This is a genomic window from Pedobacter sp. Leaf170 (genome assembly GCF_920984665.1).
Taxonomy (GTDB): Bacteria; Bacteroidota; Bacteroidia; order Sphingobacteriales; family Sphingobacteriaceae; genus Pedobacter.
The window spans coordinates 1-25,027 of record NZ_CAKLBP010000002.1 but is presented as its reverse complement, the minus strand read 5'-3'; the positions used below and the strand labels follow the sequence as shown (position 1 = coordinate 25,027).

14 protein-coding genes and 1 tRNA gene are annotated in these 25,027 nt (G+C 37.5%); 12 read left to right on the top strand and 3 right to left on the bottom strand.

Annotated elements, in window-relative coordinates; genetic code table 11:
• Positions 1-17 precede the first annotated feature (17 nt).
• The 5 genes from LUA90_RS05130 (at position 18) to LUA90_RS05110 (ending at position 11,298) form a co-directional block, all read left to right on the top strand.
• Positions 18-1,496 carry a RagB/SusD family nutrient uptake outer membrane protein gene (locus tag LUA90_RS05130; RefSeq protein WP_231490532.1) on the top strand — a complete coding sequence of 493 codons (1,479 nt, stop codon included), beginning with the start codon at positions 18-20 and terminating at the stop codon, positions 1,494-1,496.
• Between the two features lie 268 nt (positions 1,497-1,764).
• Positions 1,765-4,950, top strand: coding sequence for a SusC/RagA family TonB-linked outer membrane protein (locus tag LUA90_RS05125; protein ID WP_231490531.1), 3,186 nt, complete (start codon positions 1,765-1,767; stop codon positions 4,948-4,950).
• An 11-nt stretch (positions 4,951-4,961) separates the two neighbouring features.
• Positions 4,962-6,470: a RagB/SusD family nutrient uptake outer membrane protein gene (locus LUA90_RS05120; RefSeq protein WP_231490530.1), complete on the top strand. Its 1,509-nt coding sequence runs from the start codon at positions 4,962-4,964 to the stop codon at positions 6,468-6,470.
• Between the two features lie 214 nt (positions 6,471-6,684).
• On the top strand, positions 6,685-9,828 hold the full coding sequence (locus LUA90_RS05115; protein WP_231490529.1) for a TonB-dependent receptor: 3,144 nt from the start codon (positions 6,685-6,687) through the stop codon (positions 9,826-9,828).
• A 12-nt stretch (positions 9,829-9,840) separates the two neighbouring features.
• Positions 9,841-11,298, top strand: a complete 1,458-nt coding sequence (locus tag LUA90_RS05110; RefSeq protein WP_231490528.1) for a RagB/SusD family nutrient uptake outer membrane protein — start codon at positions 9,841-9,843, stop codon at positions 11,296-11,298.
• A gap of 73 nt (positions 11,299-11,371) precedes the next feature.
• Here LUA90_RS05110 and LUA90_RS05105 read toward each other — a convergent pair whose 3' ends face one another.
• Complete coding sequence (locus LUA90_RS05105) at positions 11,372-11,779, bottom strand: DoxX family protein (RefSeq protein ID WP_231458501.1); 408 nt, start codon at positions 11,777-11,779, stop codon at positions 11,372-11,374.
• 3 nt (positions 11,780-11,782) lie between these two features.
• Entirely contained in the window at positions 11,783-12,682 is a 900-nt protein-coding gene (locus LUA90_RS05100; protein WP_231490527.1) for an LD-carboxypeptidase, read from the bottom strand.
• A 39-nt stretch (positions 12,683-12,721) separates the two neighbouring features.
• Between LUA90_RS05100 and metG the strand changes: the two genes are divergently transcribed.
• The 5 genes from metG (at position 12,722) to LUA90_RS05075 (ending at position 19,388) form a co-directional block, all read left to right on the top strand.
• Complete coding sequence (gene metG, locus LUA90_RS05095) at positions 12,722-14,827, top strand: methionine--tRNA ligase (protein ID WP_231490526.1); 2,106 nt, start codon at positions 12,722-12,724, stop codon at positions 14,825-14,827.
• A gap of 146 nt (positions 14,828-14,973) precedes the next feature.
• Entirely contained in the window at positions 14,974-15,213 is a 240-nt protein-coding gene (locus LUA90_RS05090; protein ID WP_231490525.1) for a GIY-YIG nuclease family protein, read from the top strand.
• 8 nt (positions 15,214-15,221) lie between these two features.
• Positions 15,222-15,293: transfer RNA gene (locus LUA90_RS05085), tRNA-Arg, on the top strand.
• Between the two features lie 574 nt (positions 15,294-15,867).
• Positions 15,868-16,254, top strand: coding sequence for a (deoxy)nucleoside triphosphate pyrophosphohydrolase (locus tag LUA90_RS05080; protein WP_231490524.1), 387 nt, complete (start codon positions 15,868-15,870; stop codon positions 16,252-16,254).
• A complete protein-coding gene (locus LUA90_RS05075; protein WP_231490523.1) occupies positions 16,251-19,388 on the top strand; it encodes a DUF3427 domain-containing protein in 3,138 nt (1,045 codons plus the stop codon). The genes LUA90_RS05080 and LUA90_RS05075 overlap by 4 nt, the downstream gene beginning before the upstream one ends.
• A gap of 190 nt (positions 19,389-19,578) precedes the next feature.
• Here LUA90_RS05075 and LUA90_RS05070 read toward each other — a convergent pair whose 3' ends face one another.
• Complete coding sequence (locus tag LUA90_RS05070; protein WP_231490522.1) at positions 19,579-20,538, bottom strand: HNH endonuclease; 960 nt, start codon at positions 20,536-20,538, stop codon at positions 19,579-19,581.
• Between the two features lie 423 nt (positions 20,539-20,961).
• Between LUA90_RS05070 and LUA90_RS05065 the strand changes: the two genes are divergently transcribed.
• Together LUA90_RS05065 and LUA90_RS05060 are read left to right on the top strand one after the other, a co-directional pair.
• Positions 20,962-21,978, top strand: coding sequence for a bestrophin family protein (locus LUA90_RS05065; RefSeq protein ID WP_231490521.1), 1,017 nt, complete (start codon positions 20,962-20,964; stop codon positions 21,976-21,978).
• Between the two features lie 27 nt (positions 21,979-22,005).
• Positions 22,006-23,586 carry a Na+/H+ antiporter gene (locus LUA90_RS05060; RefSeq protein WP_231490520.1) on the top strand — a complete coding sequence of 527 codons (1,581 nt, stop codon included), beginning with the start codon at positions 22,006-22,008 and terminating at the stop codon, positions 23,584-23,586.
• Positions 23,587-25,027: the final 1,441 nt, after the last annotated feature.

The following is a 25,027-nucleotide window of genomic DNA, read 5'->3' as shown; positions in this document are numbered from 1 at the left end:
TTAAGATAAATAAAGTTATGAAAAAAATAATTTTAGGATTAGTTGGCGCGGCAATGATTTTAACGGCTATTACTTCTTGTAAAAAGCTGGATTTAAAGCCGTATGATGCTATTGATATTACAACAGGCTTCAATACTGTTCAAGATGCAAAATATTGGAATACTGGCCTATACAGTGCCTTCAGGGCTCGTACATATGGAACATTTAATATTCCGCAAGAGGTTCAAGGAGATCAGTTAAATGCATCCGGTGATTTTGGTAATAGAAATGGCTCTTTTCATCGTTGGGGTACTTTTTTAAATGCTGATGACTTCTCTGGTGTTTATGCATCTTATTACAGTGGTCTATCAAATATAAATGTAATGATAAAAGGTTTTGAGCAAATTCAGGCAACTGCAGGCGCACAAACAGATAGCTTGAATACGTATAAAGCAGACGCACGTATGATGAGAGCTTATTATTATCATGAATTAGCTAGTAGATTTGCAAAAGCATATAATCCAGCAACTGCAGCTAATGATTTAGGTGTTCCATTAGTTACAGAATTTGATTTGAACGCTAAACCAGCAAGAGCAAGCTTAAAAGCTGTTTATGATCTTATATTGTCAGATTTAGCGATTGCGAAAAGCTTGAACAAAAGAGCAAACGTAAGAGGGGCAAGATATTTTACTCCTGATGCTGTTTTGGCTTTTGAGGCTAGAGTTAAACTTGCTATTCAAGATTGGGCTGGTGCTTATGCTGCCGCAAATACCTTGATAACATCTGGCAGATATCCACTTTACAACACAGCTGCTGGTTTAAAATCTTATTGGGCAACTGATGCAACTCAGGAAGATATTATGCGTATTAATGCAACCCTTACTGAAACAGTTAATACTAATGCAATTTATTTAGGCTTAAATGGAGCTGGTGGTTTCTTCCAACCAGATTTTATTCCAACTCAGCCTGTCGTTGATAGTTATGATGCTGCAGATTTACGCAAGAATGTGTATTTTGAACAAAAGTTAATTCAAATTCAGGGCGTTAGATATAACAATGTGTGGTTAGTTAATAAGTTTCCAGGTAATCCGGGTTTATTTACTACTACATTTACAAACTATCAAAATGCCAATAAGGTCTTCCGTATTGGGGAAGTTTACACGATTGCTGCTGAAGCCGCTTCAAATCTTAATGCTTCTGATGCCTTAACGGCATTGAACGGATTACGTACAGCTCGTGGCTTAGGCGCTTTGTCTGGTCTTACTGGAGCTGCATTAACAACAGAAGTTAGGGCAGAGCGCACACGTGAATTAAATTTCGATGGTTTTCATCTTTGGGACTTAAAACGTTGGGGTCTAGGTTTTACCAGAGGTGCTGCTCAGGTAGCCGGCGCTGTTGTACAAGGAACTGGTTTTACTGGTCTAACTATCTCTGCAACAGATCCTAAGTTTGTTTGGGGATTCCCTACAAATGATTTAATTCTAAATCCAAATATCGTTCAAAACCCAGGATGGTAATTTAGAGGATAAATATTGGGCCATTTATTTAGCCTATAATTAACAAAAAATGGAGCAATTAATTGCTCCATTTTTTGTTAATGAATATTATAACAATAAACTAATTAGAATACTGTCTATTTTATCCGTAATTAATTTCTAGAATTACACTAAAATTATATTTTAGTGGTTACTATATGCTAAAATCACTTTTTTACAATTAAAAACCTTCTGAGGGCAATATTATCCTTATATTGTCGCCCAAAATCAAACAACTAATTTAAATTTCATGAAAAAACTTCTACAAAGTTTGTTCGTGCTTTTGTTTGTTGCATTTAATGCAATGGCTCAAGACCGAACGATTACTGGTACAGTAACGTCAACAGAGGATGGAAATCCAATCCCGGGAGTTAGTGTAAAAGCAGTTGGCGCCCAAACTGGTGCCGTAACTGGAAATGATGGTAAATATTCTTTAAGAATTTCATCATCTACAAAAAGCCTTCAATTTACTTTTATTGGTTATGTTACTAAAACTGTAGCTTTAACTTCATCTAACATTTCAAATGTAAGCCTTGATGGCGACGCAACGAATCTTCAGGATGTTGTTATTAACGTTGCTTATGGAACAACAACTAAAGGTAAAAACACAGGTTCGGTTTCTACAGTTGGAGGTGAAAAAATCGCTGAGAGACCAATTACAAACATCAATAGTGCACTAGCAGGTGCTGCTCCGGGTGTTCAATTAAATGCAGGTAGTGGCCAACCAGGTTCTGGACCAACCATTAGAATCAGGGGCTTTGGCTCAATCTCTGCATCAAACGATCCATTATATATCGTGGATGGTATTCAGTATTCTGGAAATATAAGTAACATCAGTGCAGATGATGTGGAAAGTATTTCTGTATTGAAGGATGCTGCTTCTTCTGCTTTATACGGTTCAAGCGCCGGTAATGGTGTTGTGTTAATCACTACCAAAAAAGGAAGAAAAGGTAAAGAACAATTGGATTTTAGAGTTATTCAAGGTGTAACTTCACGTGGTATTCCGGAGTATGAAACGGTTGATGCTTATCAATATTATCCATTAGCGTGGCAAGCTTATCGTAATAGCTTAGTTTACCCGGTAACAGGCACCGGAATTCCGTTAGCAACAGCAAATACCAGAGCAACAAATGATATCAAAGGGCTATTACTAAACAATCCATTTAATGTTGCCGATAATGCAATAGTTGGTAATGATGGGTTAATTAATCCAAATGCTTCATTACTTTATGGTGATGATTTAGACTGGAGATCGCCGTTATTGAGAACAGGCACAAGAGGTGATTATTCATTATCTTACAGTGGCGCAACTGAGAAATCTGATTTTTATGCATCCTTAGGTTACTTAACCGAAAAAGGCTATATCGTCAGATCAGATTTTAATAGAATTAATGGTCGTGTAACAATTAATTCAAGACCAATGAGTTGGTTTAAAACGGGATTAAACATAACCGCTAATATTACTAAATCTAATCAGGCAGATGCTGATGGAAGTGGCAGTATTGTAAATCCATTTAATTTTTCTCGTTATATAGGGCCAATTTATCCGTTATATGCGCATAACCAAACAACAGGTGAGTTTTTGTTGGATGCTAAAGGTGGACGTATTTATGATACAGGTAATTTGTTAACTGTTTTAGGTATTCCAAATCGTCCTTCAGGAGCTTACGCAGGTAGACATATTTTGCAAGAAACACTATTAAATTCAACTCAAATTAAGAGAAACGTATTGGGTGCAAGAACTTACGGTGAAGTTTCTTTTCTTAAGGATTTCAAGTTAAGAGCTAATTTAGGTGTTGATATTACTAACTACAGCTTTGCTGATTATCAAAACAAAATCGTTGGTGATGGTGCTCCTAATGGTAGAGCAAGAAATACTTCTACTACAACTACAACATACACCATTGAGCAATTATTAACATATAACAAAAAAGTAGGTAAAAGCACATTCGATGTTTTGTTAGCACATAATAACTATGATTATGCTTACAAGTATTTAACTGGTGCTCGTAATACTCAAATTTTAGATGGTAACAGCGAGTTAATAAATTTTGCAACAACAAGTGATTTAAACTCATATTTAAATGATTATCGTAAGGAAGCCGTATTTACTAGAGTAAATTATGATTACGATTCGAAATATTTTCTTTCTGGTTCATTCCGTCGTGATGGTTCTTCTAAATGGGGTCCTGGTTTAAGATGGGGTAATTTCTATTCGGGTAGTGCTGGCTGGATTATCAGTGAAGAAAATTTCTTAAAACCTGTAAGTTGGGTTAATTATTTAAAACTAAGAACATCTTATGGTTCATTAGGTAATGATGGCTTACCGGGTTTAAATCTTGAAAGATCATTATATTCGTTGGATTACAATAACTCTGCTGAACCAGGTATTTTATTACAAAGCCTTGCAAACCCAAATATTACTTGGGAAACTCAAACTCAAATCGATGCTGCGCTAGAATTTGGTTTATTTAAAAACAGATTGCATGGTACTTTTGAAGTTTTTAGCAAACAATCAAGCGATTTATTATTCAATGTTCCCCTTCCATTATCTTCAGGTTTAGGGATTGGTAGCGGTACTGGTACATTCCAAAAGAACATCGGTAAAATGTGGAACAGAGGTTTAGAGATTAACATTGGTGGTGATGTAATTAAAACAGATGATTTTAAATGGGCATTAGATATCAACTGGTCAAAAGTAAAAAACAGAATTACTAAAATGCCTGATGAAACACCAACGATTATTGATGGAACTAAGCAATTGTCAGTGGGTTATTCGAGATATGAATTTTGGTTACGTCAATGGGCTGGTGTTGATCCAACAGACGGAGCTTCACTTTATTTGATCAATCCTCTTAACCCGAGTGCAGCTGCCGATACCAGAACAGTAAACGGTCAGAGTTATACAATAAACTCAAATAATGCGCTATATGCTTACTCAGGCGCTGCATTGCCAAGCTATTTTGGTAGTTTTACCAACAGCTTTACATATAAGGCATTCTCTCTATCTGTAATAATGAACTATCAGGTTGGCGGTAAATTTTATGATTCAACATACCAATCATTAATGTCATATGCTGGTTACGGAGGCTCTTTACACGTAGATGCGTTAAATTCATGGAAACAAATTGGCGACGTAACAGATGTACCTAGATTGGATATAGGTCGTTCTACTTTCAATAATGCAACATCGACCAGATTTCTTATTGATGCATCTTATTTAAACATGAGATCAGCAGTATTGGGTTATAATTTACCAAAAACATTTATAGGTAAAATTGGATTAAGCAAAGCGAATGTTTACGCATCAGGCGAGAATTTATTCCTTTTATCTAAACGTAAAGGATTAGATACCTCTGAAAGTTTTACTGGTGTTAATAGTAATACATATACACCAACACGCATTTTTAGTTTTGGTATTAACGCGTCATTTTAAAACAAAAACTCATGAAAAATTTAAATAAAATACTTTTTCCGTTGGCGGTTTTTACACTGACAATGGGTGCGTGTAAAAAGGACTATCTGGTAACTGCACCAACTGATGCAGTATCTAGTGATGCCGTTTTTACTACAACAACAAATGCAATGGCTGCTTTGAACGGAATTCACCGTTCATTATACATTCAATATTCAAGACAAGAGGAAGGTGGACAGGGTGCCGTGAACCTAAATATTGATTATATGGGTGAGGATATTGTAAATACAGTAAGTACTACTGCCTTCGGTGTTCACAAGTGGGTTACACACAGAAGTGCTACAAATGGTAATAACTCGTTCATTTATACATTTTATTATAGAATCATTACTAATGCAAACTTAATTATTGATAATATCGATGCTGCTGATGGTAGTGATGCTGATAAAAAGGCAATTAAAGGAGAGGCACTAACTTACAGGGCATGGGCTCATTTTGTTTTGGTTCAGGTTTTTGGTAAACGATATGATGCTGCTGGAAACAACACTCAGGCTGGCGTGCCTATTTCAAATACCTCTAAAGTTGATGAAAAACCAGGAAAACCAAGGGCGAGTGTTGAAGCCGTTTATGCACAAATTAACGCTGATTTGGATGCAGCTATTGCAAGTTTTGCAGGCGCAACCGTTAGACCAAATAAATCACATTTCAACATCAATGTTGCTAAAGGGATAAAAGCAAGAGTAGCATTAACGCAGGGTAAATGGGCTATCGCGGCTCAAAATGCTTTGGAAGCTAGAACTGGCTTAACTTTAATGACAAATGCTGAGTACTTATCTGGCTTTAATAGTTATACAAATCAGGAATGGATGTGGGGAAGTAAGCAGCAAGAAGACCAAACCACTTACTTTTATTCATTTTTTGCTTACTTAGGTACTTTTAACTCAACAGCTAACAGAACTAACCCTAAGCGAATCAATTCAGCATTGTATAATCAAATTACGTCAACAGATGTTCGTAAAGGTTTATGGGACCCAACAGGAACAAACACTGCTTTTTCTTTACCAGTTGGTGTAGTTACTAATGCAACTGCAAGTTACAGACAAAGAAAATTTGCTGTTGCAGGTACAACGAGTGTAGGTGATGTTGTAAATATGCGTGTTGCAGAAATGTTTTTAATTGAAGCAGAAGCAAGACAAAGATTAGCTATTGCCGGTGCGACTGCAGAAGAAGCGACAGCTAAAAATGTATTGTTTACATTGGCTAAAAATAGAGACGCTAATTATGTACTTTCAACAAATACTGGTGTAGCACTTTTAAACGAAATTTTAGTTCAGCGTAGGGTTGAACTATGGGGCGAAGGATTCAGATTTTTTGATTTAAAAAGAATGAATGCACCTTTAGATAGAAATGGTGGTAATGCAACAGTTGCTTTATCAGGAGTTTTATCAGTTCCTGCCGGAGGACCGGAATGGCAGTGGGCTATTCCACAAGCCGAAATTGATTCAAATCCGGCAATCGGACCTGGTAATCAAAATCCTTAAACAGTAGTTTCAAAAAAAAGGAGGCAAATTTTGCCTCCTTTTTTTTTTGAAAAAAAATTGGCACTTGTAGTTTTTAATAGTTCTAATTCACTCTAAATCGTTTTACATAAAAATTAAGTCTACTTAAACACTATACATTTTTTGGGTAATAATTGCATTACATTGTAATTTCCTCTATATTAGGATTTAATTAATCAGACTAAACTTAAACTTTATGAAAAAACGACTACAAAGTTTGTTCATAATGCTCTTAATCGCAATAAGCGCTTTTGGGCAGGAAAGAACAATTACAGGAACAGTTACCGGAAAGGATGATGGGCAACCAATACCTGGAGTAAGTGTAAAAATTAAAGGAACCAATATTGGTACCACTACTGGAGCAGATGGAAAGTATGCTTTAAAAACTTCCTTAAAAACAGGTACAATTGAGTTCTCATCAATTGGCTACCTAACACAAAGCAGAAGCTTAGCTTCATCTTCAATTAATATAATATTAGATACAGATGCTAAAACTTTAACAGATGTAGTTGTAACTGGTTACACCACTCAATCTAAAAGAGATGTAACAGGTTCAATCGCCAGTGTTGGTGCAGAAAAACTAAAAAACCAACCAATTCAGAGTTTTGAACAAGCTTTGGCCGGCAAGGCCGCAGGTGTTAACATCATTCAACCAAATGGTGTATTAAATAATCCACCAGTATTTAGGGTTCGTGGTTTTAACTCAATCTCATTAAGTTCATATCCATTAGTTATTGTTGATGGTATCCCGGTTTTTACTGGTGATCAATCTGGCAATAGTGCGGCAGGCAACGCATTAGGAGATATTAACCCGGCTGATATTGAAAGTATAGACATTTTAAAGGATGCCGCTTCCTCAGCAATTTATGGTTCAAGAGCGGCAAACGGTGTTGTTGTTATAACCACTAAAAAAGGTAAGCAAGGCAATACACGTGTTAATTATGAAGGCTGGGTAGGTTCTACTAAAGCCCAAAATTTAACTCCTTTGTTAAATGCAGCTGAATATGTGCAAATTAAAAATGAAGCAAGAACAAATATTGGTCTAGCGCCAGCTTTTTTTCTGCAAACTAAATCTGATGGTACTCAGGTTGATACAGACTGGTATGATTATGCTTATAGAACAGCAACTTCACAAAACCATGCATTAAATTTTTCTGGTGCAACTGAAAAGACATCATATTATGTATCTCTTGGTTATAGTAAACAAGAAGGTTTTATTCAAGCCAACTCATTTGATCGCAAAAGTGGCCGTGTTAATTTAGACCACAAGTTATTTAAAGGAGTAACGATTGGAACTAATTTCTCTTACAGTAATACTTTTAATAAGGCGCCTAATACAGGCTCTTTACCGGGTCAAACCTTCTCTACAGTAGGTTTAGGTCGTTTAGCTATAGTATTGCCTCCAAACGTTTCGCCATTTAATGAGGATGGTTCTTACAATATGAATGGTTCTGCAGTAGGTTTAGGCGCAAATACAATTGCATCAAATTTTCCAAATGCTGCAGTATTGGTTAATGAAGATTACAATACCTCAGAAAGCGACCGTATCATTGCAAACGTTTATGCATCCATTCAGTTAGCAAAAGGTTTAACTTTCAAAACCACTTATGGTTTAGATAATTTAAAAATTGATAACAACTCATTCGTTAACCGTTTGCAAGGTGATGGTGTTGCCTACAATGGTGGCGCTACAAGTAATTTTGTTAGAAATAACAGATGGAACTGGGCAAACACTTTAAATTATAACAATACATTTGGAGATCATAGCTTAGGTTTACTTGTTGGAGCAGAAGACCAATCTACATCATCAAAAGGATATGGAGCTACTAGACAAAATGTGATTGATCCATTTATTCAGGTTTACCAGGGTGCTTTCGGAATTATTACACCTGCGGGATTGGTTCAAGGAGATAATACTTTCCGTTCGTATTTTGCTAACGTTAATTATGATTATAAAAAACGATATTACTTAACAGGTTCGTTTCGCCGTGATGGTTATTCTGGTTTATCTGCTGGTAATAAATACGGTAACTTTGGTGGTGCTTCTGCTGGATGGGCAATTTCTGAAGAAAACTTCTATAAAGATTCAGGGTTTAGTAAAGTAGTTAGCCGTATTAAATTACGTGGAAGTTATGGGGAAGTAGGTAACATTAACATCGGTAATTATCCTGCATTATTTTTATATAGCCCAGGTTTATATGGTGCTGATCCGGCTTTATCTTTCTCTCAGGCAGGTAATCCAAGCCTACAATGGGAAACCAGTAAAAAAACTGATATTGGTTTAAGCTTAGAGTTTTTAAGCGGTCGCTTCTCATTAGATGTAGATTATTATCATAATGACATAAATAATCTTGTTCAATTTGCTCCTCAGGCGCCTTCAAAAGGTGTACCGGGTAATGCGATTACAACAAACGTAGGTGCAATGTATAACAAAGGTTTTGAGTTTACCTTTAACTCGAAGAACATCAATACTGATAATTTTAGTTGGAATACAACACTTACTTTTAGTACCTTAAAAAATGAGGTTACTGCTTTAGGTAATAATAACGCGGATTTGTTTGGTGCAACTCAGTTAGAAACTGCAAACATTACCCGTGTAGGTTATCCAATCGGATCTATTTATACAGTAAAAACTGATGGTGTTGACCCGGCTACTGGTGAGCGCATTTTCATCAATAGAAACGGAGAAAGATTGAGATTTAGCTTCCAGAGAGCAACTGCTGCCCGTTATCAATATTTAGACGGCGCTAAAGCAGGGCAAAATGCACCAGCTATTGATGCTGCTTTAGATGCTCAAATCATCGGCCCATCAATACCAAAATGGTTTGGTGGTTTAGATAATAACTTTAGGTACAAAGACTTTGATTTAACCTTAGGTCTAACTTTCTCTGGTGGAAATAAAATCTATTACGGTTCATTAGCAGGCCTTCGCGATCAACGTTTCTGGAATAATGAAAAAGATGTGTTGAACAGATGGACAACTCCAGGACAAGTAACCGATATTCCTCGTTTAGTTTATGGAGATAATACATCAAATGGGTCGGCCTTTGCTCAATCTCAAAACGTATTCTCAGGTAATTTCTTGAAAGTGCGTAACCTTGCTTTAGGTTATACCTTACCTCAAAACTTCTTATCAAAATATGGTATTTCAAGTGTTAGAGTATATGCACAATCAAGCAACCTTTGGATAATTTCTAATTACCCAGGTCCTGACCCAGAGGTTTCAGTTAATGGAAACTCAACGGCTACGGGTAATAGTGGAAACCTTGCTCCGGGTGTTGATAGAAACTCAGTGCCTTCTGGCAGAACATTCACTTTTGGGCTTAATGTTGGATTTTAAAAATTAGCGATTATGAAAATTAAATTAAATAACAATATAAAATATCTCTTTGTTGCGGCACCCATATTGTTTGCCACCTCATGCAAGAAAGATTTTTTAAATACAGCACCTGATACAGCATTACCGATTGAGGAAGCTTTCTCTAATCCAGCTAGAATTTTATCGCAAGTAAATGGTATTTATGCTGGCGTAAAGAACGGTAACTTTTACGGTGGCAGATATCTAATTTACAATGATATACGGGGAGAAGAATTTGTTGTAAATAAACCAAATGGTGTTACAGGTTTAGATACGTGGAGGTTTAACCTCACTTCTCAAACAAATGAGGTAAATAATCTGTGGGGAGCAGTTTATGCAGCAATTAACCGGGCAAATCTGGTAATTGAGGGGGTAACCGCGAATGCTTCTTTGTTAACTCCTGCATTATCTAAACAATATATTGCTGAAGCTAAGTTTTTAAGAGCTTTATCTTATTATAGCTTATTGCAATTGTATGCAAAACCTTTCATCACAGATAATGGTGCAAGTTTAGGTGTGCCATTGAGATTAAAAGCTGAAAAAGATTTAACAGGTAATGATCTAAAGCGTAGTACCGTTGCTGAAGTTTATACTCAAGTCTTAAAAGATTTAGATGAAGCAGAACCAGATTTAGCATTAACTGGCGCGGCTACAAAGGCAACCAGAAATACAGCAATTGCATTGAAAACAAGGGTTTATCTATCCATGGGAAATTTACCTTCTGTAATTTCAGAAGCAAATAAAATTGTAAGCACAACATTTCCATTTACTGCAACTACCGGTAGAACCAATAAATTAGAAGCTAACATTGCTACAGTTTTTGGTGGTAACTATACTGGCGATGAGGTTATGTTAACTTTTCCAATGGCTGACCTAGATGCGCCAGGCACTCAAAATCAGTTAGCTTACTACTACAATGTCGAAATTAATAGTGCTGGAGGTAATCAGGAATTTTTCTTAAATCCAAGCGGTATTTTTGGAAATGCAGCCTTTGCTACAGGATCTACCGATGCAAGAAAGGGTTTAACTTTAATTTCTGGAGCGAATACTTATTTAACCAAATTTAAACGTCCTTCACCTTATACAGATTACGTTCCAGTAATTCGTTATGCGGAGGTATTATTAAACTTAGCTGAGGCAAGTGCTGCAACAGATCCAACCAGAGCAATCGCACTTTTAACTGCGGTAAGACAGAGATCTAATCCATCATACGTATTCCCGGCAGCAGATTTACTACCGACAAACCTTAAAAATACAATCCTAACAGAAAGAAGAATTGAATTATTAGGTGAAGGTTTACGTTCGCCTGATGTGATGCGTTTAGGTTTAGGATTTGTGGCTAAAAGCGGTTCTCAAGGAACAGCTCCTGCTATTCCTTTTAATACTGCAGGCTACATCTGGCCAATAGCTTCTTTGGAAGTCCAAAACAATAAATTAATAGTTCAGAATTAATCTGAAAGATCATTTAAACAATAAAGGGTCGGCAATCTATTTGCCGACCCTTTATTGTTTATCAAAAATCTACCTATTTTTTATCTACACTATATTTACCCGGGCCAATAAAAATCAAACTGAAAAATACTATCGCCATTTCTATTGCATGGCTTGCTCCGCCCAAGCCATCACCTTTGCCAAAATGAACCAATGCGGCAATAATCATCGTAAAAACCAATAAAATACAAGCAGGACGATAAAACAAGCCAACAATTAATAAAAAGCCACCAAAAGTTTCGGTAACGGCTGCCATAAATCCCCAAAATACAGGCATAAAATTAATGCCGATTACTTTCATACTTCCACCCAGGCTTTCCCAACCTTGCGGTCCGCCGGCTAGTTTCGGGAAACCATGAACAATAAACATAATGCCTATGCCTATCCTCAGCAGTAATAAACCCGTATTTCTGTATTTTCCTAAATTATCTAATATCGCCATAGCTTATATATATTTAAATTTTACTTTGTTGTTTTCTACATCTAGCTTAACTTTTGCACCAACTATCATTGTTAAGTTATTATCTATATGCCCGCTCGGGAAATTAAAACATACCGGATAATCGTAATCTTTTACAATATCCCAAATTACCTCGTCGGCCGTTTGCCCGAATGGTATCTTTTCTTCTGATATCTCATTAAAAGCACCAATTATTAAGCCCTTAAGCTTTGCTAATTTACCTGCCCGTTTAAGCATTCTTAACATTCTGTCTATCGAATATTCCTGCTCTCCAACATCTTCAATAAAAAGAATTTTACCATCATAATCTATCTCAGAGGCAGAACCCGCCAGAAAGCAAAGCAATGTAAGGTTTCCGCCAATTAATACGCCGGTACTTGCTCCAGCTCTGTTTTGAAAGCTACTTTCGTATTCGTAGGACTGCGTTTCTCCAAAAATTGCCTTTCTCAAAGAAAGCAAAGATTCTGGCGTTGCCTCTTCAAATGTATAAGGCATTTGTGCGTGCATCGACTGTGTTTCATATTTTGCAAATATATGAGACAACAAAACCGTAATGTCGCTAAAGCCAATAATCCATTTCGGGCTTTTTTCGAATGTAGAGAAATCCAGTTCATCAATAATACGGATGCTGCCATAACCACCCCTGCCGGCAATTATGGCTTTAATCTCTTTATCATCCAGAAATTGCTGTATATCTGCTGCCCTCAACTCATCTGTGCCGGCAAACTGATGGGATTCTGCATAAACACTTTTACCAATTACCACTTCAAGGCCCCAACGCTCTAAAAGCGCTATGGCATAGTCAATTGGTTTTGGTAATTTCTTCGCCGGACAAACAATGGCAATCTTATCACCTTTTTTTAAATATGGGGGCTGCTTTATCATGTTCAAAACACTTATCTTTGCCAAAATAAATAATTTGTTTTGGATAATAGTAAAATAAAAAGATATACGGTTACGGCAGCACTCCCTTACACCAACGGGCCGGTTCATATTGGTCATTTGGCGGGTGTTTACATACCGGCAGATATATATGCGAGATACCTTCGCTCCAACAAAAGAGATGTAAAATTTGTATGTGGCTCTGATGAAAATGGTGTTCCGATAACGTTAAAGGCAAAAAGAGAAGGCATTACGCCGCAAGAAGTTGTGGATAAATACCATAAAATTATTGGCGATTCTTTTAAAGAATTTGGAGTTTCTTTTGATATTTACCACCGTACATCATCTTCAACACACCACCAAACGGCTGCCGATTTTTTTGAAACGCTTTACAATAAAGGTGTTTTTACCGAAGAAGTAACCGAACAATACTATGATGAAACGGCCAAACAATTTTTAGCCGATAGATATATTACCGGAACCTGCCCGAATTGTGGCAATGAAAATGCTTATGGCGACCAATGCGAAAACTGTGGCTCAACGCTTAATGCAACAGATTTAATCAATCCAAAATCTACCTTATCGGGCAATAAACCCATTTTAAAGGAAACTAAAAACTGGTTTTTGCCACTTGATAAATATGAAGAACGCTTAAGGGCTTATATAGAAAGCCATAAAGAATGGCGGCCAAATGTTTACGGCCAATGCCAGAGCTGGTTAAATGCCGGTTTACAACCCCGTGCCATGACCCGCGATTTAGATTGGGGCATCCGTGTACCTGTTCGTGGTGCAGAAGGCAAAGTATTGTATGTTTGGTTTGATGCACCTATCGGATATATTTCTGCCACTAAAGAACTTTGTAATTACGCAAAGCTTGATGTATGGAATCCAAAAGCTGAAGAATATTACATCAATAATTATGAAAGTGATAAATGCGGATGGGAAGAATACTGGAAGAGCGATGAAACAAAGTTAGTTCACTTCATCGGTAAGGATAATATCGTATTCCACTGTATCATTTTCCCTGCAATGTTAATGGCGCATGGCGATTATACCTTAGCCGATAATGTACCTGCTAACGAATTTCTAAATCTCGAAGGACAAAAAATCTCGACTTCAAAAAACTGGGCAGTTTGGTTAAATGAATATTTGAGAGAGTTTGAAGGCAAGCAGGATGTTTTGCGATATGTATTAACCGCTACGGCACCAGAAACTAAAGACAACGATTTTACCTGGAAAGATTTTCAGGCCAGAAACAATAACGAACTGGTTGCAATTTTAGGGAATTTTGTAAATCGTGTTACCGTACTTACACATAAATATTTTAATGGTATTGTGCCCACCTTAATGCAGGTTACTCCGCAAGATCAGGCTGTTATTGACGAACTGGCAACTTTCCCGGGTAAAATATCTGCGTCTATCGAAAACTATCGTTTTAGAGAAGCGCTATCAGAAGTGATGAATGTTGCCCGTTTAGGAAATAAATATTTAGCCGAAACCGAGCCATGGAAATTAATTAAAACGGATGAGGACAGGGTTCGTACCATTCTTAATATTTCTTTGCAAATTTGTGCCAACCTGCAGCTTTTGATTGAACCATTTATGCCCTTCACGTCTGATAAATTAATGAAGATGCTAAACAATGGTAGGCAGGAGTGGTCTGAAGCCGGTTCTTCAACATTGATTAAACGTGGTCATACCATCAATGAAGCGGTACTTTTATTTGAGAAAATTGAAGATGCAGCAATCGACTTCCAGATTGAAAAACTTAACCAGAGTAAAACAGCTAATGCGGTACCAGCGCAAGCATTGCTAGCTAAAGAAAACATCCAGTTTGATGATTTTTCTAAAATGGATATACGTGTAGCAACCATTATTGCTGCCGAAAAGGTAGAAAAAACTAAAAAGCTTTTGAAACTTACGGTAAATACTGGTATCGATGAGCGCACCGTAGTATCAGGCATAGCCGAATATTATAAACCTGAAGATATTGTTGGTAAACAGGTAAGTATGATTGTAAATCTGGCACCCAGAGAAATTAAAGGCATTTTATCGCAAGGCATGATTTTAATGGCTGAAAATTCAGCAGGAAAACTTACTTTTGTCGCACCTGCAGAACAGTTTACAGAAGGTAGTGTAATACGATAGAAAAGGCTGAAGATTGCGGTAGAAATATTTATATCTAAAATCCAAATTTGTAAATCGGTTTGGCCCCGTAGTTCAACGGATACTTGCCTACCTTTGGTAGGGAATACCTACCTGCGGCAGGCAGGGAAGTTTCCTAAACTTTAGATATGGATATTTTTTATGTTTATGCAATAAAGAGTGAAATAGACGGACGAATATATGTTGGCTTTTCATCTGATGTAGAAAAGCGGTTACATGAACATAATGTTGGTAAAACAAAGTCTTCAAAGGGATACAAGCCTTGGGTTTTAATTTATACAGAACAGATTAAAGGCAGAATTGCTGCAAGAGATAAAGAAAAGTATTACAAGTCTGGGAAAGGTAAAGAATTTTTAAAATCTTTGTAAATCGGCTTGGCCCCGTAGTTCAACGGATAGAATAGAAGTTTCCTAAACTTTAGATAGCAGTTCGATTCTGCTCGGGGCTACATTAAAAGACCATCAATCCAATCAGGTTGATGGTCTTTATGTTTTAGATTTAGCTTAACCGGCTGGCCTAGGGCTAACAAAGTTCCAAGTATTCGCTAGTTTTCTTGTTCTGGAATCTCCTATCTCAGATTTTTTATGCTTAAAGCCTCCAATCCGCCTGCCGCACCTTCACCAAAGCTAAATCTGTACGGGTTCCCCAGTTGGGAATGTATACAGGGTGCTAAATTTCACCCCCAGTTCCCTAAAGTTCGGCAACACTATTTTAGATATGAAAGAATTCGCCTCGCTATCCCATTTGGAGAGTTGGGAGTGGCTTATACTTCACTCCTTTATTCCCGGTTGAATCAAGACAAGTAGCCAAATAAATTTAAAATTTTTATCCTGCCGGGCGTGCCGAATCATCATTAAAATTTCCTTAGCCAATTTTAGTGTTTCTATATTTTAGATAAAGCAAGTATTAATGACAATGTTTTATAAAGCACGCCTTCGGGAATGGCGCTCACTTACTTCAATCCAATACTGGGTTTACCTTTTCACAAATTTATCTTACTTTAGAAAACCAAAAACTAATTAATGCTCGAAGTTACTTGCGCCATCATTTTTAAGGATAACCATGTATTGATTGCGCAACGTAGCGCAAATATGATATTACCTTTGAAATGGGAATTTCCTGGCGGAAAGGTAGAGGCGGGAGAAAGTAAAGCAGCTTGCCTGGCGAGGGAAATTAAAGAAGAATTAAGTCTAGAAATCAGCATTGGAAAAGGTTTAACGGATGTTATACACCACTACTCAGATTTCTCGTTGCGTCTTTATCCTTTTATTTGTGAGTATGAGAGTGGTGAACTTAACGCCATAGAGCACATGCAAGTAAAATGGGAAAAGATAGCCAACCTCATGGCGTATGATTGGGCAGCGGCAGATGTGCCCGTAGTGAAAGAGCTAATGGAATTATATCAATGAACTTAGGCATATACGAACAGTTAATTACAGGGGTACTTAAGGCTAAGCTTGACAGCTTAGACAGGCAATCATTTTATATTAATACCGCCCCGATAGATAAAGAGGAAGCCTCAAGAATATTGGCCCAACATTTAAGTTCGGCCATGCAGCAGGCATTTAGTTTAATTAAAAAAGATGTTGTTAAGCAGATTGAAATTGCGAATAAAATTATAATTCTTTTACAGCAAGAGATAGCGCAATATGATTTCAAAGATGATATTATAGATGCTGAGGCAACAATCCTAAAGGCCGTTTTTACCACCATAGACAATCAATATAGTGATTTAGACCTGCGCTTAAAGGAGATTACTCCACAGACCAGACTTACACAAAGTGAACTTTTTACTGGTGGCAATGTAGGTTTGTCTTTAGAAAGCGAACTTAAAAAAGAAATAGCTTCAGCAAATCGCATTGATCTATTAGTTTCCTTTATCAAATGGAAAGCCATAGTAATTTTGAAAGCCGCATTTGAAGATTTTACGGCCAATGGTGGCCAGTTAAGGGTAATTACTACCACCTACATGGGGGCTACGGATGCGAAGGCGATTAGAGAATTAGCCAAACTTCCCAACACGGAAATTAAGATTTCTTATAATGTAGATAAAGAGCGGTTGCACGCTAAGGCTTATCTGTTTTACAGGAATTCTGGATTTCATACAGGCTATATTGGCTCTTCCAACTTTTCGAGGTCTGCTTTAACCGATGGCTTAGAATGGAATGTGAAGATTACGACTAAAGAGATTCCCCACATTATTGCAAAGTTTCAGAAGACTTTCGAATCTTACTGGCAGCATGCAGAGTTTGAACTTTACGATGATCAATTCCATTACGAAAAGCTTAGCGGTGCCATTAAAAACAATCGGATTGGAAAAGCAGAAGAGGGCATCATTAACTTTTTTGATATTAAACCCTACCATTACCAATTGGAGGTATTGGAGAAATTACAAGTAGAACGCCATATTCATGGTAGGTTTAAAAACCTTATTGTAGCGGCAACAGGTACTGGAAAGACCATGATCTCGGCTTTTGATTTTAAGCGGTTTAGGCAGCAAAACCCTAATGCAACTTTTCTTTTTATTGCACATCGAAAAGAGATACTTCTACAAGCCCGCCATACTTTCAGAAATATTTTACGTGATGCCAACTTTGCCGAACTTTGGGTGGATGGATTGGAGTTTACTGATAAGAGACACGTTTTTGCCTCTGTACAAACGCTCAACAATCAGTTGGAGTTGATGAAAGTAAGTACAGATTATTACGATTATATTATTGTAGATGAAGGGCACCACGCTACCGCTAATAGTTATCGAAAGGCGCTTAAGTATTTTACACCGCAAATTCTTTTAGGGCTTACCGCCACGCCAGAGCGTATGGACGGCGAAAGCATTTTACCATATTTTGATAACCATATTGCTGCAGAAATACGTTTGCCGGAGGCATTAAACCAGAAACTGCTCACACCTTTTCAGTACTTTGCTATTGCTGATAGCACAGACTTATCGCAAGTAAGATGGGAAAAAGGAAGATATGTAGCTAGTGAATTGAGCAAAGTATATACGGCTAATCATAGACGAGTGGGTGAGATTATCAAAAATCTACAAAAGTACACTAAAGATTTTGAGGATTTGATCGCGATAGGCTTTTGTGTATCTAAAGACCATGCGGTATTTATGAGCGAACGATTTAATAAGGCCGGATTGAAATCTAAAGCTTTGATTAGTGATACCAGTAGCGAAAACCGTAGCCTCGCTTTGATGCATTTGCGAACCAAGCAGATAAACTACTTGTTTGTGGTGGATATTTTAAATGAAGGCATAGATATTCCGGAGATAGATACGCTATTGTTTTTAAGGCCTACAGAAAGCTTAACTATTTTTTTGCAGCAACTTGGAAGAGGCCTAAGATTACATGAAGGAAAGGATGTACTTACTGTATTGGATTTTGTAGGTAATGCCCATTCCGAATACGATTTTGAAGGAAAGTTTAGGGCGCTAATAGGTAAAACAAACACTACTGTACAAAAGGAGATTGAAAACGACTTTCCACATTTGCCTTTGGGCTGTGCAATAGTTTTGGAGAAGCAGGCTAAAGAGACTATTTTAGACAATATTAAACGGGCTACTAATCTGAGTAGAAAAAACCTAATACATAAAATTAAGAGTTATGCGCAACATACCGATTTGCCACTAACTTTAGCTAATTTCCTGCATATCTATAACCTAGATATCAATTTGGTTTATGCGAGAAACAGCTGGTCTAAATTATGTGATGAGGCAAACGTAATAGCAAACTATAATCCATTAAACCAAAAATTATATTATGCCATGCTGAAGAATAAGTGGTTAAGCACAAGTTCGCACAGCTATTTTTCTTTTTTACTTAATTTAGCTAAAGCGAATTTTGTGATTAAAGGCAAAAAATTCTCCGAAACCGAAGAACTAATGTTATTGATGTTGCACTATGATTTTTGGCAAAAAGATACAGACGGCAGCCTTATTGATAGCATTGAAGAAATTGGTAGAAATGCAACTTATGTAGCTGAAATGATTTCCTATTTGAACTATCGTTTGGCCAAGACAGATTTTGAGGAATATGATTTAACTAACCTAGCTTATGCACAGCCTTTGAAACGTCATGCTAGGTATACAAGAGACCAAGTATTAGCTGCTTTTAGATTAAGTACTTTAAGCAGTCAATCGAGCAACCACGAGGGTGTAGCAGAAAACAAAGATTTAAATACTGAATTACTTTTTATAGACCTGACTAAGTCGGAAGAAGATTTCTCTCCCACTACGCTATATGATGATTATGCCATTAACGAGATCTTATTTCACTGGCAATCTCAAAATCAAACCAGAAGTGATAGTGGCAAAGGCTTAACTTATATTAATCACCAGAAGTTAGGTAAAAAGATATTGCTTTTTGTAAGAGAGGCTAAAAGTAACCAATATGGTAATACCCAAGGTTATGTTTTTATTGGAGATGCTAATTTCATTAAATATGAAGGTTCAAAACCCATGTCTATCACATGGGAATTGCAAGAGCCTATTCCAAATTACTTGTGGAAGGATTCGGCCAAATTAGTGAGTGGTTAATGAGCGCTGCCCAATTCATATTGTAATATCGAACTCCAAAATGAATTGATAATTACATGCTTCATTAAGGCAAACGTGTTTTTGCTTTATTGATTTATCCTCTATGATTTCGGTTCTTACGCCACACTTCGGGCAAGTTGTTGGTTGTTCGGATGCGAAGAATATTTCTGTATTTTCCATCATTGTAATTTTAACCTTTAAAAACATTTTCCCGATGCCACTCCACAGCTGCAATTTCAGGAAAATGAATGTGTTTATTCGGTAACAGTATTTTTCGCCCGGCTAAATTACCTAAAGCATAAGTATGTTTATCATTTTCGATAATGTGTTTAGAAACCATAATGCTGTATTCATTAGAAATGGAAACCAATCCTCTATCAAAAGCACGATGCAGGTTTGGGCAAAGTGCTAGGCCATTGGTCACCTTATCATTGTGGGTTAAGCTGAAAGGCACAATGTGGCAGGCATCAACAAAACTATGCCCGAATGTACTGCTGAGCTGCATGCCTGTAAAACTGCATTGGTTTGCATAAATTTTTGGCACCAGCTTTTTAAACAGTCCGTTTCTTACAAATACATCTTCCTCAGTATCTATAATTACTCTTTTGTATTTAGCCTCCGGTTCATTTAATACAAAATCTTCCTGATCGTGTAGGTAACCTTTGCCCTGCTGTTTTGCCATATTGAAGGCAGCCTTACTTTCTGCAAAATAAACATCAAGCAATAGGTTGGTGGCAATGGTCCTATTTTGTGCATCGCTCATCAATAAAAATAGCGGAGCATCAAAATAACCAAATGCACAGATTTCGCTCAATCGGGTAACAGATTTAACATGCGCATTAATTTGCATCCCTAAATTAGCTTGTAAAAGCCAGAAGGATTGACCATTTATTTTCTCGCTCTGTAAATAATAAAAAGGTTGCGTAAAATCGGGTTGATGTAAAGTAGGCACCAGTAATAGCCAGTTTTTTTTAAAGGTGGCCACTAAATCGGCATTTACTTCAAATTGGTTATTCGTAACTAAGCCTTTTTCCATCAGCTCTATTAAGCTTAATAAAAGTACAGGCTTATGTGGTGCTAAACCGTACTTTGTAACACCGCGTTTCAATCTGCCAAAGGCAATAAGGTATTTTTGAAATAACGAGCTCAACGGTTAGGGGATTTTTATTAAATTCTTTTTATCAAAGCTAAAGTATTTAATCCTGCTTAGATGCACAAATTTTGAAGGCTGATCATTGGATAAATAGGCCTGTATAATCCAATATTTTCAAAATTTAAGATGCCTCTTATAACTTTTTAAAGGCAGCGATGTACCGGAACAGATTGCTTCTGCCCGCTATGCAGCATATCTTTCTCAATTAAGAAATTGTGAAACTTGTAGATTCAATGTTGAAATCCAATTTAAAATATTCAAAAAGCTATTCTATATTTGCACAACTATTCAAAAACCTGCTATCTTTTTGTCATCCCGATAGCAACCATTATATTTATTTATTATCTGGATGACGTTTACCGTTTTACACTTCCTAGCAGTTTTTCCGCTAAAGCATTCAGATTATTTTTTTTTTAAAGCATGCTGGTTAGAAAAAACATCACCCTTAAAGGTCTTTTAGAATTTGCAGGTCATCATTTCTGGTGGTTGGTTTCCTACATGTTTATCATCGCTTGGCTGTATAAACTTGGCTTGCAATGGATTTCTATCCCCTGGTTGCCCGTATCTTTAATAGGCACCGCGGTGGCTTTTTATGTAGGTTTTAAAAATAACCAGTCGTACGATAGGGTTTGGGAAGCCCGCAAAATCTGGGGTGCTATTGTAAACAGCAGCAGGAGCTGGGCGGTTATGGTAAATGCTTATGTACAGAAGGATGGGCATTCGGCTGCAGAAATTAAAGCCATAAAAACAAAGCTGATTTATAAACACATTGCATGGCTTTACACCCTCCGTGAGCAGTTGCTTGTGCCCACCCAATGGGAGCATGTAAGTTTAAAACATGTTTTTGGTCGCCTGGCGGCCCAACGCCAGGAGCGCTTCGGCATCGGGCAGTTTCAAAATTTTTTAAGTGAGAAACAGCAGCAAAACTATTTTGGTCAAGAAGCAGAATGGGCTAATGCGGCAAATAAGGCTACTTATATCATCAACTTAAATGCCCAACACCTGGCAGAACTGGAGGCACAAAAATTTCTACACATGCGCAGGCAGTTAGATATGCAGAACGTGCTGAACGATTTTTACGATCACCAGGGCAGGGCCGAGCGTATCAAGAAGTTTCCATTGCCTCGTCAATATGCCAACCTGAGTTTTGTTTTTAATTGTATTTTCATTTTTCTATTGCCTTTGGGCATTGTGGCAGAGTTTGCCAAGCTGGGCGATGCAGGGGTGTGGCTCATGATTCCCTTCGGCACCATTGTAGGTTGGATTTATGTAGTGATGGAACTGATAGGCGATTACTCTGAAAACCCTTTCGAAGGTTTAGCAACAGATGTGCCCATGCTGTCTATTTGCCGTACCATCGAAATTGATATGCTGCAGATTTTAGGCGAAACAGAATTGCCAAAGCCAATTCAGCCTGTTAATGATGTTTTGATGTAAACCTTTAAAAAATATTCCTGCTTTAAAATGCATTCTACACTACCTTTTTTCCTGGCGATGGTTGCCATAATTGTATTGTTAAACATGTGGGCGGTTAAACTAAAAATCGCCTACCCCATTTTATTGGTGGCTGGCGGACTGCTCATAAGCTTCATACCGGGTATGCCAAGGGTTCAGGTCGATCCAAATCTTATTTTCTTTATTTTCCTTCCACCTTTATTATTCGAGGCCGCCTGGTCAATCTCTTTTAAAGAGATGAAAAAATGGTGGCGGATAATTGGCAGTTTTGCCTTTCTGGTGGTTTTTTTTACTGCACTATCGGTAGCACTGGTTGCCAATTATTACATTCCTGGTTTCACAATTGCTCTGGGCTTTTTATTGGGAGGTATTGTTTCTCCACCCGATGCAGTAAGTACCGGTGCGATTATGAAGTTTGTGAAAATTCCTAAATCTACGGCAGCGATTTTGGAGGGCGAAAGTCTTTTGAATGATGCATCATCCCTTATTATCTTCCGTTTTGGTTTGGTAGCGGTAGGTACAGGTCAGTTTATCTGGCAAGATGCCGCAACCAGTTTTTTATGGATGGTACTTGGTGGCGCCGCCATTGGCTTACTACTCGGGTGGATTTTTGTAGAAGCACATAAACGCTTACCAACCGAGGCCTCTTCTGATGTTGCACTTACCCTTATTGAGCCCTATTTTATGTATTGGGTGGCAGAACAATTGCATAGTTCAGGCGTAATGGCCGTGGTAAGCGGTGGCTTATTTATGTCGGCAAGGCGATTAATTTTCCTAAACAGCGCCAGTCGCATTATGGGCTACAGCATGTGGGAAAGCTTTGTTTTTATCTTAAACGGCATCGTTTTCCTGTTGATAGGTTTAGAGCTTCCCGAAATTGTAGATGGTTTAAAAACCGATGGCATTCCTTTGGGTACGGCTATTGGTTACGGCGTTCTGGTTACCGGCGTTTTAGTGGCTGCCCGCATCATTAGTTCTTATGCCGCAATGCTGGCAACTTTAATCTTCCGTCCGGGTGCAGCGCCAAAAACCTCTGGCCGGGTGCTTGCGCTAATGCCTTTATTACTCGGGTGGACGGGCATGAGGGGGGTGGTATCACTCGCTGCGGCTTTAGCCATTCCCGTTACCATGGAAAATAATCAGCCTTTCCCCTATCGCAACCTGATTCTGTTTATCACCTTTGTGGTTATATTGCTTACACTTTTGGTACAGGGCCTAACCCTACCCTATTTCATAAAAAGAATGCACTTCCTTAATGCTCTCGTTAGCGAAGAAAATGAAGATTCGACCAGGCTGGCCATGAAACAAGGACTAAAGCAACATGTTTATGAGCAGCTTAAAACTAAATATGAAAACGAATTACAGGGTCATGCCGGTATCGAAAGGATATTAAAGCAATGGGAAGAGCGTTCTAAAGCCGCTGATGATAGTTGGATGAATGAGCAGACCAAATCAATTTTCGTAGAAATGCTAGAGAGCCAGCGGCATTACCTTACGGAGTTAAACAAAGACCCAAAAATTAACGAAGAAATTATCCGCCAGCAATTATACCAGATAGATTTAGAAGAAGAACGACTAAAAATTATTTAAAAGTAACAATAACCAATGCGCATTTCTCAATATTCAAATTTCAAAACACAATAACTAAGTATCAGTAAATAATAGCAGAACACACATCTTAAATGTTCTTATCTGCTTTATAAGTTAAAACATAATTAATATCTTTTTTTGAAAAGCATGTTCCTGTTTTCCAATTAACGTTCGTCCCGTTCTGCATTTCAAATCCTCGGTTCGCTGCGCTTCCCTGCGGGTTTTTCATTCCGCCCGGGTTTATTTTACATCTGTCCGTTTTCCAATCAGTAGTTAGTATCAAGTATTAAGAAGCTAGTATCAAGTATTAAGTATCGAGTATCAAGACATAGAGCTTACACTCGCTACTTAGATTGCCTTACATTCCTTAGATGGTGAACTAGTCTTAAGTCGATAGTGCTTAGTATATAGTATTAAGTATCGAGTATCAAGCATAGAGCTTACACTCGCTACTTGGATGACCTTACATTCCTTAGATGGTGAACTAGTCTTTAGTCGATAATGCTTAGTATATAGTATTTAATTATAGAGTACTTAGACATAGAGCTTACTCTCGCTACTTGGATGACCTTACATTCCTTAGATGGTGGATTTAGTCATTAGTCGATAGTACTTAGTATATAGTATTTAATTATAGAGTACTTAGACATAGAGCTTACACTCGCTACTTGGTTGACCTTACATTCCTTAGATGGTGAACTAGTCTTAAGTCGATAGTACTTAGTATATAGTATTTAATTATAGAGTACTTAGACATAGAGCTTACACTCGCTACTTGGATGATCTTAGATTCCTTAGATGGTGAACTAGTTTTAAGTCGATAGTACTTAGTATATAGTATTTCGTATCGAGTATCAAGACATGGAGCTTACACTCGCTACTTGGATTATCTTAGATTCCTTAGGTAGTGAAAACTTATCCATTAAGCTTTAAAATCCTATTCAATCTGCGCTATTTTATCTGCGAACGTCAGCGGGAAATGATAGGCGCCTATGCAATCACCTGCAACCCTGAACAATCAATTTACCACAGAAACCCGCCCTAAACAAACCAGAATCAAAAAAGTTTCAAATTTTTCTCCCTGAAATCCATGCAGTTACCACTGTCCATCCAAATAAAAGCGGCCCTGGCTTTGCGCAAGCGGATAATTTTCCTACTTTTGCATCCCGCTTCGGAGGAAGAGGAAAAGGTTGAAAAGATGAAAAAAGGTTACCGGAATTATTTTCAAATAAAATTTGGTGATTGAGAAAAGTTTTCTACTTTTGCAACCCACTTCGGAAGGAAGCAGGTGTTCTGAAAAAGAACAAATATTGAAAAGAGGGATTAAGAAGAAAAAGGCGACGAAGAAATAAAATTTATTTTATTTGGAAGTTAAAAAAAGATTCTTACCTTTGCACTCCCAACCGAAAGGAAGGGTAAAAAAATCAGAACGGCGGATGTC